We start from the raw sequence: 12,116 nt of genomic DNA, 5'->3' as shown, positions 1-12,116 counted from the left end.
GTGGACCGACGCTGCAAATGGCGTCGGATACCATGCGGGGTTTCGTTTACGGAAGATCAACGCGTGCAGAACCACGAAGTCAGCGCCGACGACGCGCCGAAGGCGCAGCGCGGCATCCAGAGCGTCGAGGTCGGCGGCCGGCTGCTCGATGCGCTCGCGCGCCGGCGCAAGCCGCTCGGCCTGTCGGAGCTCGCGGCCGCGGCCGATCTGTCCACTGCGCAGGCGCATACGTATCTGGTCAGTCTGACGCGGCTCGCGCTCGTGAAGCGCGACGCGATCACCGGCAACTACGAGCCGGGGCCGCTCTCGCTGCGGCTCGGGCTCATGTCGATCGAGCGTCAGCCCGCGTATCGCGCGACGCTGCCGCACGCGGCACGGCTCGCGGAAACGGTCGGGCTCAGCGTCGCGCTGTCGGTGCCGGGTGCGCTCGGCCCGACGATCGTGCGGATCGAGCACGGCGGCTATCCGCTGCATGTGAACCTGCATGTCGGGTCGGTAATGTCGCTCGACACGACGGCGACGGGCCGCGTATTCCGCGCGTTCGGCGATCCCGCGCAACTCGCGGCAATGGCCGCCAGCCAGGCCGGCGCCGGCGATGCGCTCGCCGGTTTCGAGCGCACGCCGCAGCCGGCGCCGGACGCCGGCGCGCGGCAGGCCGAACTCGACGCGATCCGTGCGCGCGGCATCGAGCGCAGTGTCGATTTGCCGAGCCCGGGCGTCAGCGCGATGTGCGTGCCCGTGTTCGACGCGGACGGACGCCTGCAGCTCGCGCTGACCGTCATCGGTTCGTCGGAATCGATCGACGTCGGCTGGGACGGCCCGATCGCGGCCGCGCTGCGCGACGCGGCGCGGCGGGCCACCGCGTCGCTGGGCGCCGCACCGGACATCGCGCCGCCGGCCGCGGCGGCGAGCGTCGCGCGCGTGCCGCCCGCGCTCGCCGACGATGCGAAGGCGCAGCGCGGGATCAACGCGCTCGACAGCACGGGCGAACTGCTGCTCGCGCTCGTGTCGGCAGCCCGCGCGCTGCCGCTGCGCGATCTCGCGGCCGCCGCCGCGATGCCGGCCGCGAAGGCATTCCCGCATCTGGTCAGCCTGCAGAAGATCGGCCTGCTGAGCCGCGACGAGGCCGGCTGCTTCGACGGCGGCCCGCTCGCGCAGGCGCTCGGCCTGATCGCGATGCAGCGCGTATCGCCGACGCGCGACGCGGAAGCCGAAATCGTCGCGCTCGCGGCGGCGACCGACCTGAGCGTCGCGTCCGCGACGCTCGGGCCGCTCGGCCCGACCGTGATCCGGCTCGAGGAATCGGCGCGGCCGCAGCATGTGAGCCTGCAGGTCGGCACCGTGATGTCGCTGGTCCATACGGCGATCGGCCGCAGCTTCGCGGCCGGCATGTCCGACGACGTGCTCGACGGCCTGCTCGCGAACGAGCCGGTACGGCTGGCCGGCCGCGCGACGCCGCCCGACGCGGCATTCCGCGAGCGGCTTGCGGCGATTCGCGCGGCCGGCGTCGACTTCGCGTTCGATGCGCCGGTGCCCGGCATCGCGACGGTCGCCGCGCCGGTATTCGATCACACGGGCAGCATCCGGCTCGTGATCGCGATCATCGGGTCGTCGCACGGCTTCCCGCGCGGGCCGGACAGCGCGCTCGCGCAGACGCTGCTGGCCGCGACGCGACGGCTGTCGTGGCGCTTCGGCTGGATCGGCGCGTAAGGCCGCGGCGCCGCGCTTCTCCTATCTCTTTCGATCGACGTACGCCGCCGCGCGCAGGCAGCGCGGCCGCCGCGGCAGCCCCCTGCGCCCGCATGGCACGGCGCCATCCGGGCGACGTCCGTTCATGTTGCGAAGCAGCAACACAAATCGTTAGAAATTCTCATATAACGAAATCGCATTTCACAAAGCGGTGAGTTTTCTCTATCATTAGGGTATTCCCTAACTCACCACCTCAATGAGGCTTCGTGATGCAAACGACTAACGTCTCCGACCGTTCCACCGAATCGACTGGCTGGCTGTCGCGTCTGGGCGCGCTGCTTGCCGAAGCTTGGGCCCTGCACCTCGAAAACTGCGAAGTCATCGCCCAAGCGCACGCGCGCCTGCCGCGCTGAGCGGCCACGGCCCGGCGGGCAGCCCGCTTGCCGGCCTTTTCGCGCTCGCCGCGCCGTCGCGCGCCGCTGCGCTCAGACCTGGATCGACGGCACGTCCTTCATGCAGCGCAGCGCGAACATCGAGCGGCTGTGCCGGATGCTCGATATCCGGTAGAGCTTTTCGCGCAGGAACCGCTCGTAGCCGGCGGTGCCGTCCACCGCGACCTTGATCCAGTAGTCGTATTCGCCCGACACCAGATACGCCTCGAGCACCTCCGGCAGCGCCGCGAGCTCGGCGCCGAAGCGCGCGAGCGCGTCGTCCTCGTGCCGGTCGAGCGTGACCTCCAGAATCACGATGTCCGCGTAGCCGAGCATCCGCTGGTTCACGAGCGCGACATAACCGTCGATATAGCCGTCGAGTTCGAGTTGCCGCGTGCGGTTCCAGCATGCGGTCGTCGACATGCCGATCTGTTCCGCGAGTTCCGCGTTCGAGAGCCGCGCGTTCTTCTGCAGCGCGCTCAAGATCTTGCGGTCCTGACTGTCGAGCGTTTTCGGCGAGCGTTCGCGTGTAGCCATGATCAAAAGAATCTTCTACTGAAAATCCCGATTCTATCTGAACGACCTTCCGGTTTCGGTGTCGTTTTGCTGGAAAACAGGAAGCCTTTTAACCGGCGCGACTGATACATTTTCTCCATGCCTGTTGCCCGGCACGTTCCCCGCGACGACCCTTTCGCCCGGAACGCGCGGCCGCGATCACGAGTTGCGGCGCCGGTCACGCAGGCGTGCGAATGCCCGCCGCGCGCCCATCCATCCGATCGGTCGCGCGGCGCCCGTCCCGTTCCTGCGCTTCCTGTCATGTCGTTCCAGCTTTACCTGTCGTTCGTCGCTGCTTCCGTCGTTCTCGTCTACGCCCCCGGCCCCGTCAACCTGCTCACGATGAACCAGGCGCTGCGCGCGGGCTGGCGTCGCGCGCTGCCGTGCGTCTGGGGCGGCACGCTCGCCGTGCTGCTGCAACTGGCACTCACCGCGCTGTGCCTGAACTCGCTCGTCCATCTCGACGAGCGCGCGCTCGCCGTGCTGCGCTGGGCCGGCGCCGCCTATCTCGTCTGGCTCGGCGCGAAGCAATGGCTGAGCCGCACGCCGGCGACCGCGTCCGCCGCCAATGCGACCGCCGCGGCCGACGCCGCGCCGCCCGACACCGACCGCGCGCTGTTCTGGCGCGGCGTCGCGACGTCCGGACTCAATCCGAAGACGCTGCTGTTCTTCCCGTCGTTCTTTCCGCAATTCATCCACCCCGACGCCGGCTGGAGCCTCAACGCCCAGTACCTGCTGCTCGCGACGACGTTCGCGCTGCTGTTCGCGGGCGGCGTCGCGTCGATGGCGCTGTTCTCGCACCGGCTCAGCCGCACCTTGCAGCGGCCCGCGCGGATGCGTGCGATGAACCGCGTGACGGGCGGGCTGCTCGTCGGCATGGGCGCGATCATGGCCGGCTGGAACTGAGCGCGCGATCGCGCGTCGCCGTTCGAAGACACGGTCCGCGCCGCCGGCAGCGCGCCCGGTACAATCGCGCGATGCCCGAACTGCTCACCTACGGCGGCCTGTTCGCCGTATCGATGCTCGCCGCGACGCTGTTCCCGCTGCAATCCGAAGCCGTCCTCGCCGGCCTGCTCCTCGCCGGGCGCGAACCCGTGTGGGCGCTGGTGCTTGTCGCGAGCGTCGGCAACGTCGCGGGCTCGACGATCAACTGGACGCTCGGCCGCGGCATCGAACGGTTCCGCGAGCGCCGCTGGTTTCCCGTCAAGGCATCGGCGCTCGCGCGCGCCGAGCGCTGGTATGCGCGCTACGGCCGCTGGTCGCTGCTGCTCAGCTGGGCGCCGGTGATCGGCGACCCGCTGACGATGATCGCCGGCGTACTGCGCGAGCCGCTGCCGAGCTTCCTCGCGATCGTGACGATCGCGAAGGTCGGGCGGTATCTCGCGATCGCGTGGCTCGTGCTGCACTGAGTGCAGCCGGCCGTCGCTGCGCCCGCCGATCCTCCTTGCATCCGCGCACGCGCGCGGCCCCCGCTAAAGAATCCGCCGAACTTGCCGTTGAAACGGCGACGAGCGGTGACGCGTGCGTTCCGCCCCTCTCCCTCCCCACTCAGGATGCCGTATGAGAACAATTCAATTGGGCCGGGTGAGCGTCGGCACTCGCCTTGCCACGCTGGCGTGCGTGCTGGTCGCGCTGCTGTTCACCGTTTTCGCATGGGCGCTCGCCCACTTCGCGGGCCGGCAGCTCGCCGAAGAAGCGCACGCGCGCATCGCCGACAAGGAGCAGTCGATCCGCGCGATGGTCGGGCTGTTCGACAATGCGCTGTCGGCCGAAGCGACGCGCGCGATGTCGCTATTCGAGAGCTTCCTTCCGCCCGATTTCGCACTCGATCCGACGCGCACCGTCGACATCGACGGCGTGGCCGCGCCGACCTTGTCCGCAGGCGGCCAGGTGCTCGACCTCGACTACACGATTCCGGATGCGTTCCTGAAGAAAAGCGGCGCGATCGCGACGATCTTCGCGCGCGACGGCGACGACTTCGTCCGCGTGACGACGTCGCTGAAGAAGCAGGACGGCACGCGCGCGATCGGCACGCGGCTCGACCGCGCTGGCCCCGCGTATGCGCCGCTCGTCGCCGGGCGCACCTACACGGGCCTCGCGAACCTGTTCGGCCGCCCGTACATCACGCAGTACAAGCCGGTGACCGACGCGACGGGCCGCGTGATCGGCGCGCTGTTCGTCGGCATCGACGTCGGCGCCGAGCTGCAACTCGTCCGCGACGGCATCCGCGCGCTGAAGATCGGCAACAACGGCTACTACTTCGTGCTCGACGCCTCGCACGGCGCATCGCGCGGCACGTTCGTCGTTCACCCCGACGCGGCCGGCAAGCGCGCCGACGACGCCCGCGCGCCGTACACGCAGATGCTCGCGGCCGGCGAAGGCCGTCTCGCGTACACGTCGACCGATCCGGCCGCGCACGACGTGGGGCCGACCGACAAATTCGTGTCGTTTACGACGATTCCGCAGTGGCAGTGGCTCGTCGGCGGCGTCGCGCTCGACGACGAACTGCTCGCCGACATGCGCGCGACGCGCAACCGCTTCCTGCTGATCGGCGCGGTGCTCGTCGTCGCGTTCGCCGTGCTGTTCGCGTTCGTCGTGCGCCGCGTCGTGAGCCGGCCGCTCGATGCGGCGGCACGCGCGTCGGAGCGCTACGCGGCCGGCGATCTCAGCGTGCGGATCCGCGACGGCGCCGCGCACGGCGCCATCGGCCACGACGAGATCGGCCGGCTCGTGCAGGCGGTCGACGGGATCGGCGACGGGCTCGCGCAGATCGTCGCGCAAGTGCGCAGCGGCTCGGCCGACATCGCGCGCGGCACGGTCGGCATCGCGGCCGGCAGCGGCGACATCGCCGCGCGAATCGCGACGCAGGCAAGCAGCGTCGAGCAGACGGCCGCCAGCATGGAGCAGATCACGGCGGCCGTGCAGCAGAACGCCGAGCACGCGGCGCAGGCGAACACGCTCGTCGCGGACGCCGCCGTCGCCGCGACGAGCGGCGACGAGGCCGTGCAGCGCGTCGTCGCGACGATGGACGAGATCGGCCGCACGACGCGCCGGATCGCCGAAATCACGAGCGCGATCGAAGGCATCGCGTTCCAGACCAACATCCTCGCGCTGAACGCCGCCGTCGAAGCGGCACGCGCCGGCGAGCACGGCAAGGGCTTTGCGGTCGTCGCGGCCGAGGTGCGTGCGCTCGCGCAGCGCAGCGCGGCGGCCGTCAAGGAAATCGACGCGCTGAGCGCCGAATCGTCGACGACCGTCGAACACGGCTATCGGATCGCGGAAGCCGCACGCGGCACGATGCGCGACATCGTCGCGCGCGTCGATCAGGTCCGCACGCTGATCGGCGAGATCAGCGCCGCGTCGCGCGAGCAATCGACCGGCATCGAGCAGGTCAACGTCGCGGTCGCGCAGATCGGCGAAGCGACGCAGCAGAATGCGACGCTGATCTCCGATGCGGAGCGCGCGGCCGTCGCGCTGCGCGACCAGGCCGCGCAGCTGTCCGATGCGGTCAGCGTGTTCCGCCTCGCGCAGGACGCGTGAGCAGCGCCGCGCGGCCGCGCGCCTATTTCTTGTCGCCGGCCAGATCGATCGCGCCGGCCGAACCGACCGCATGGCGCAGCTGAAACTTCTGGATCTTCCCGGTCGAGGTCTTCGGCAGTTCGCCGAACCGCACGGCCTTCGGCACCTTGAAGCCGGCGAGCAGCTGACGGCAGTGCGCGACGATCTCCTCCTCGGTCGCGCTCGCGCCGTCGCGCAGCTCGACGAATGCGCACGGCACCTCGCCCCACTTCGGGTCCGGCATCGCGACCACCGCCGCGACCGCGACGGCCGGATGCCGGTACAGCGCATCCTCGACCTCGATGCTGGAAATGTTCTCGCCGCCCGAGATAATGATGTCCTTGCGGCGATCCTTGATGCGGATATAGCCGTCCGGCGTCAGCACGCCGAGATCGCCGGTATGGAACCAGCCGCCGTGGAACGCTTCGTCGGTCGCCTTCTCGTTTTTCAGGTAGCCCTTCATGCAGATGTTGCCGCGGAACATGATTTCGCCGAGCGTCTCGCCGTCGGCCGGCACCGGCGCCATCGTGTCGGGATCGAGCACCGTCGCGCCCGCTTCGAGGTGATAGCGCACGCCCTGCCGCGCATTCAGCCGCGCGCGCTCGTCGTCGGACAGCGCGTCCCAGTGCGCCTGCTTCGCGCACACGGTGGCCGGGCCGTACACCTCGGTCAGTCCGTACACATGCAGCAGATCGAAGCCGATCTCCTTCATCTTCGCGATCACGGCCGGCGCGGGCGCCGCGCCGGCTACCATCGCGTGCACGGTATGGTCGATGCCCTCGCGCAGCTCGGCCGGCGCGTTGGCGATCGCGCTCTGCACGATCGGCGCGCCGCAGTAATGCGTGACGCGCTCGCGGCGGATCAGGTCGAACACCGTCTTCGCGTCGAACTTGCGCAGGCAGACGTTCACGCCCGCGCGCGCGGCGACCGCCCACGGAAAGCACCAGCCGTTGCAGTGGAACATCGGCAGCGTCCACAGATACACCGCGTGCTTCGGCATGTCCCATTCGAGGATGTTGCTGATCGCCGCGAGATACGCGCCGCGGTGGTGATAGACGACGCCCTTCGGATCGCCGGTCGTGCCCGACGTGTAGTTCAGCGCGATCGCTTCCCACTCGTCGGCGGGCGGCGTCCATGCGTAGTCGGGATCGCCGGCGGCCACGAACGCTTCGTAGTCAACCGCGCGCGCGAAGCGCGCGGGGTCGGCCGGCATCGCGTCGGCGACGCTGACGATCTTCAGCGCCGGCAATTCGAGCGCGGCGCGCTGCGCGATGTCCGCATATTCGGTATCGACGATCAGCACCTTCGCTTCGCCGTGACGCAGCATGAACAGCACCGACGCGGCGTCGAGCCGCGTGTTGATCGTATTGAGCACCGCGCCCGCCATCGGCACGCCGAAGTGCGCTTCGACCATCGCGGGAATGTTCGGCAGCAGCGCGGCGACCGTCTCGCCGCGCCCGACGCCCGCCGCCGCAAGCGCGCTCGCGAGGCGCCGCGCGCGGGCATAGGTTTCGGCCCAGGTGCGCCGCACGTCGCCGTGCACGATCGCGACGCGATCGCCATAGACTTCGGCCGACCGCACCAGAAAATCGATCGGCGTCAGCGGTACGTAGTTCGCCTCGCGGCGGCCGAGCCCGGCCTCGAACATCTGCGTCATGATCCTGTCTCCCGTGTCGATCCGAACGGCCTGCCCCCCGGATCGTTTTGATGTGGTTCAATTGCCGACAGCCTAACGGGCGCTATTGTGAGCCGTCTGTCATCGAAACGACAGAGTGCCGACCAGGCGCCTCGCGTTATCCCTATCCTCGCAAACCCGCATTCATGCACGACGCATCCGACGCCTGCCTCCGCACCGCGGACCTCCCCGCGGAAACGGGCCCGCTGCCGCCGCTGTCGGCGCTGTTCGGCGCCTGCGCATGGTTTCGTGCGCTCGCGCCGGCCGATCAGGCGCGCGTGCTCGCGCAGTCGCGCGCCGAGCGTCACGACGCGGGCAGCGTGATCGCGCAGCGGCTCGCGCCGTCCGAATACTGGATCGGCGTACACCGCGGGCTGCTGAAGCTCGCGATCTTCAACGCGTCGGGGCGCGGCTGCACGTTTTCCGGCGTGCCGTCCGGCGGCTGGTTCGGCGAAGGCAGCGTGATCAAGCGCGAGCCGCGCAAGTACGAAGTCGTCGCGATCCAGCGCTCGACCGTGCTGTTCGTGCCGGCCGACACGTTCCACGCGCTGCTCGGCAGCAGCCTGCCGTTTACGCGCTTCGTAATTCATCAGCTGAACAACCGGATGGGCGAGTTCATCGCGTCGATCCAGAACAGCCGGCTGCTCGACGTCGACGCGCGCGTCGCGCAAGCGCTCGCGCAGCTGTTCAACCCCGATCTGTATCCCGACACCGGCCGCTCGCTCGCGATCTCGCAAGAGGAGCTCGGGATGCTCGTCGGCGTGTCGCGGCAGCGGATCAACCAGGCGCTGCAGCAGCTCGAACGACGCGGCGTGCTGCGGCTCGCGTACAACCAGATCGACGTCGTCGATCCGGCCGCGCTCGCGCGTGTCGGGCTCGAACAGATCTGACCGTGCAAGCGATCGACGCCGGCCGGCGCATCGCGCGCGAAACTGACGGCTGCGCCAGTTTCGCGCCAGCAAACCGTCGCGCGTGCGCCCCTATCATTCGGGTTCCCGTCATCGCCGCCTGACCGCCGCCTGCCCGCCTCCCCTCCATGTGGATCGTCAATCTCGCGCTCAGGCGCCCGTACACGTTCATCGTGATGGCCATCATGATCGTGCTGGCCACGCCGCTTGCGCTGATGCGCACGCCCGTCGACGTGCTGCCGTCGATCAACATTCCGGTGGTCAGCGTGATCTGGTCGTACAACGGCTTCTCCGCGAAGGAGATGAGCGACCGCATCACGTCCGTGCACGAACGCTCGCTGACGACGACCGTCAACAACATCCAGCACATCGAGTCGACGTCGCTGCCGGGCATCGCGGTCGTCAAGGTGTTCCTGCAGCCCGGCGCCAACGTGCAGACCGCGATCGCGCAGACGGTCGCGTCGGCGCAGGCGATCGTCCGGCAAATGCCGCAGGGCGCGACGCCGCCGCTCGTGATCACGTATTCCGCGTCGAGCATTCCGGTGATCCAGCTCGGGCTGTCGAGCAAGACGCTCAGCGAGCAGTCGCTCGGCGACATCGCGCTGAATTTCCTGCGCCCGCAGCTGATCACGATTCCGGGCGCGCAGATTCCGTTTCCGTACGGCGGCCGCACGCGCGTCGTCGCGATCGACATCGATCCGCAGGCGCTGCGCGCGAAGGGCCTGACGCCGGCCGACGTCGTCAATGCCGTGAACGCCCAGAACCTGACGCTGCCGACCGGCACCGCGAAGATGGGCCCGACCGAATACCGGATCGACACGAACGCGTCGGCCGACACGATCGCCGACATCACGCACCTGCCGATCCAGACCGTGAACGGCGCGACGACCTATCTCGGCGAAGTCGCGTCGGTGCGCGACGGGTTCTCGCCGCAGACCAACGTCGTCCGGCAGAACGGCCAGCGCGGCGTGCTGGTATCGATCCAGAAGAGCGGCGACGCGTCGACGCTGAAAGTCGTCTCCGACCTGAAGGCGCTGCTGCCGCGCGTCGAGCCGACGCTGCCCGAAGGGCTGACGATCACGCCGCTGTTCGACCAGTCGGTGTTCGTGAACGCCGCCGTGCAGGGCGTGATCCACGAGGCGCTGATCGCGGCCGTGCTGACCGCGATGATGATCCTGCTGTTTCTCGGCAACTGGCGCAGCACGCTGATCATCGCGATCTCGATTCCGCTGTCGATCTTCACGTCGCTGATCGTGCTGTCCGCGCTCGGCGAGACGATCAACATCATGACGCTCGGCGGGCTTGCGCTCGCGGTCGGGATTCTCGTCGACGATGCGACGGTGACGATCGAGAACATCGAGCGCCATCTGCATCTCGGCACCAATCTGCACGACGCGATCCTCGAAGGCGCGGGCGAGATCGCGGTGCCCGCGTTCGTGTCGACGCTCTGCATCTGCATCGTGTTCGTGCCGATGTTCTTCCTGACGGGCGTCGCGCGCTACCTGTTCGTGCCGCTCGCCGAGGCCGTCGTGTTCGCGATGCTCGGGTCTTACGTGCTGTCGCGCACGCTCGTGCCGACGCTCGCGATGCTGCTGTTCCGGCCGCAGCAGGCGAGCGTCGGCACCGAGCGCGCGACGGGCCGCTTCGCGCGGCTGCATCGCGCGTTCAACGCGGCCTTCGAGCGGCTGCGCGCGTGGTACATCGTGCTGCTCAGCATGCTGCTGGTGCGCCGGCGCTTCTACGCGACCTGCTTTCTCGGCTTCTGCCTGCTGTCGACGGGCCTCGTGTTCGTGCTCGGCCGCGATTTCTTCCCGAATGCGGATTCCGGCAACATCCGCCTGCATATGCGCGCCCCGACCGGCTACCGGATCGAGGAGACCGCGCGCCTCGCGGATCGCGTCGAGCGTGCCGTGCGCGACATCGTGCCGCCCGACGAGCTCGGCGCGATCGTCGACAACCTCGGGCTGCCGGTGAGCGGCATCAATCTGTCGTACAGCAACGCCGGCACGATCGGCTCGCTCGACGGCGAGATCCTGATCGCGCTGAAGCCCGGCCACCGCTCGACGCAGGAGTACGTGCGCGCGCTGCGCGCGGCGCTGCCGGCGCGCTTTCCGGGCGTCGAATTCTTCTTCCAGCCGTCGGACATCATCACGCAGATCCTGAACTTCGGTCAGCCGGCCGCGATCGACGTGCAGGTGCTCGGCAACGATCTCGCGAGTAACATGACCATCGCGAGCCGCCTGATGAAAGAGGTCAGGCGCATTCCCGGCGCCGTCGACGTGCACGTGCTGCAGCGCAATGACGAGCCGACCCTGCTGGCCGACATGGATCGTACGCGCATGCAGCAGCTGAACCTGTCCGCGCAGAACGTCGCGCAGAACATGCTGATCTCGCTGTCCGGCAGTTCGCAGACCACGCCGTCGTTCTGGATCAATCCGAGAACGGGCGTGCAGTACCCGCTGTCGATCCAGACCCCGCAATACGACATCGCGTCGGTCGACGACCTGCTCGGCACGCCGGTCGCCGCGAACGGCCGTACGGGCACGCCTGCGCAACTGCTCGGCAACCTCGTGCAGATGCGCGCGGAAGCTCGGCCGGCCATCGTCACGCACTACAACATCCGTCCGGCGATCGATCTGTACGTGAGCGTCGAAGGCCGCGATCTCGGTTCGGTCGCGAGCGACATCGCGCGCATCGTGTCGGACACGCGCGCGACGCTGCCGCGCGGCACGGACCTGACGATGCGCGGCCAGATCGAGACGATGCGCAGCTCGTATCTCGGGCTCGGCGCCGGCGTCGCGATGGCGATCGTGCTCGTCTATCTGCTGATCGTCGTCAATTTCCAGTCGTGGCTCGACCCGCTGATCATCATCAGCGCGATGCCGGCCGCGCTCGCGGGCATCGCCTGGATGCTGTTCATCACCGGCACGCACCTGAGCGTGCCTGCGCTGACGGGCGCGATCATGACGGTCGGCGTCGCCACGGCCAACAGCATTCTGGTCGTGTCGTTCGCGCGGCAGCGGCTCGCGGCCGGCGCACCGCCGCTGGCGGCAGCGCTCGAGGCCGGCGCGACGCGGATCCGCCCCGTACTGATGACCGCGCTCGCCATGATCATCGGAATGGTGCCGATGGCGCTCGGGCTTGGCGAAGGCGCGGAACAGAACGCGCCGCTCGGCCGCGCGGTGATCGGCGGACTGCTGTTCGCGACCGTATCGACGCTGCTGTTCGTGCCGCTCGTGTTCGGCGGCGTGCATGCGCGGCTCGCGCGCCGGCGCGAACGCCGCGCGGCACCCTAACCTC

Annotated in this window: 9 protein-coding genes; 7 read left to right on the top strand and 2 right to left on the bottom strand. The window is 69.1% G+C overall.

Translation table 11 applies throughout. From position 1 onward, the window contains the following. Window positions 1-63 precede the first annotated feature (63 nt). Together NP80_RS07930 and NP80_RS31310 are read left to right on the top strand one after the other, a co-directional pair. A complete protein-coding gene (locus NP80_RS07930; RefSeq protein ID WP_045593337.1) occupies window positions 64-1,710 on the top strand; it encodes an IclR family transcriptional regulator in 1,647 nt (548 codons plus the stop codon). A gap of 248 nt (window positions 1,711-1,958) precedes the next feature. Next, entirely contained in the window at window positions 1,959-2,102 is a 144-nt protein-coding gene (locus tag NP80_RS31310; protein ID WP_162097061.1) for a hypothetical protein, read from the top strand. A gap of 72 nt (window positions 2,103-2,174) precedes the next feature. Here NP80_RS31310 and NP80_RS07925 read toward each other — a convergent pair whose 3' ends face one another. Then, complete coding sequence (locus NP80_RS07925; protein ID WP_012217040.1) at window positions 2,175-2,657, bottom strand: Lrp/AsnC family transcriptional regulator; 483 nt, start codon at window positions 2,655-2,657, stop codon at window positions 2,175-2,177. 279 nt (window positions 2,658-2,936) lie between these two features. On the opposite strand from NP80_RS07925, the gene NP80_RS07920 reads away from it, so the two are divergent. The 3 genes from NP80_RS07920 to NP80_RS07910 all read left to right on the top strand — a co-directional run bounded on the left by NP80_RS07920 (window position 2,937) and on the right by NP80_RS07910 (window position 6,215). Continuing rightward, entirely contained in the window at window positions 2,937-3,581 is a 645-nt protein-coding gene (locus NP80_RS07920) for a LysE family translocator (protein WP_006409180.1), read from the top strand. Between the two features lie 71 nt (window positions 3,582-3,652). Next, window positions 3,653-4,084, top strand: coding sequence for a YqaA family protein (locus NP80_RS07915; protein ID WP_006409178.1), 432 nt, complete (start codon window positions 3,653-3,655; stop codon window positions 4,082-4,084). A gap of 151 nt (window positions 4,085-4,235) precedes the next feature. After that, window positions 4,236-6,215, top strand: a complete 1,980-nt coding sequence (locus NP80_RS07910) for a methyl-accepting chemotaxis protein (protein WP_035945994.1) — start codon at window positions 4,236-4,238, stop codon at window positions 6,213-6,215. A gap of 22 nt (window positions 6,216-6,237) precedes the next feature. Here the strand turns inward: NP80_RS07910 and NP80_RS07905 are convergent, their stop codons facing one another. Further along, entirely contained in the window at window positions 6,238-7,890 is a 1,653-nt protein-coding gene (locus NP80_RS07905; RefSeq protein ID WP_006409182.1) for an acyl-CoA synthetase, read from the bottom strand. A 164-nt stretch (window positions 7,891-8,054) separates the two neighbouring features. On the opposite strand from NP80_RS07905, the gene NP80_RS07900 reads away from it, so the two are divergent. Next, entirely contained in the window at window positions 8,055-8,798 is a 744-nt protein-coding gene (locus NP80_RS07900) for a Crp/Fnr family transcriptional regulator (RefSeq protein ID WP_006409179.1), read from the top strand. A 146-nt stretch (window positions 8,799-8,944) separates the two neighbouring features. Next, window positions 8,945-12,112: an efflux RND transporter permease subunit gene (locus NP80_RS07895; protein ID WP_006409181.1), complete on the top strand. Its 3,168-nt coding sequence runs from the start codon at window positions 8,945-8,947 to the stop codon at window positions 12,110-12,112. Window positions 12,113-12,116: the final 4 nt, after the last annotated feature.

This window comes from Burkholderia multivorans ATCC BAA-247 (assembly GCF_000959525.1).
GTDB classification, from domain to species: Bacteria; Pseudomonadota; Gammaproteobacteria; order Burkholderiales; family Burkholderiaceae; genus Burkholderia; species Burkholderia multivorans.
The sequence above is the reverse complement of the archived record's forward strand: the minus strand, read 5'-3'. Positions and strand labels throughout refer to the sequence as shown.

Excerpts from the sequence above, each read along its gene's own strand:
- NP80_RS31310 (WP_162097061.1), top strand. The coding sequence starts at position 1,959 with ATGCAAACGACTAACGTCTCCGACCGTTCCACCGAATCGACTGGCTGG.
- NP80_RS07925 (WP_012217040.1), bottom strand. The coding sequence starts at position 2,657 with ATGGCTACACGCGAACGCTCGCCGAAAACGCTCGACAGTCAGGACCGC.
- NP80_RS07920 (WP_006409180.1), top strand. The coding sequence starts at position 2,937 with ATGTCGTTCCAGCTTTACCTGTCGTTCGTCGCTGCTTCCGTCGTTCTC.
- NP80_RS07915 (WP_006409178.1), top strand. The coding sequence starts at position 3,653 with ATGCCCGAACTGCTCACCTACGGCGGCCTGTTCGCCGTATCGATGCTC.
- NP80_RS07910 (WP_035945994.1), top strand. The coding sequence starts at position 4,236 with ATGAGAACAATTCAATTGGGCCGGGTGAGCGTCGGCACTCGCCTTGCC.
- NP80_RS07905 (WP_006409182.1), bottom strand. The coding sequence starts at position 7,890 with ATGACGCAGATGTTCGAGGCCGGGCTCGGCCGCCGCGAGGCGAACTAC.
- NP80_RS07900 (WP_006409179.1), top strand. The coding sequence starts at position 8,055 with ATGCACGACGCATCCGACGCCTGCCTCCGCACCGCGGACCTCCCCGCG.
- NP80_RS07895 (WP_006409181.1), top strand. The coding sequence starts at position 8,945 with ATGTGGATCGTCAATCTCGCGCTCAGGCGCCCGTACACGTTCATCGTG.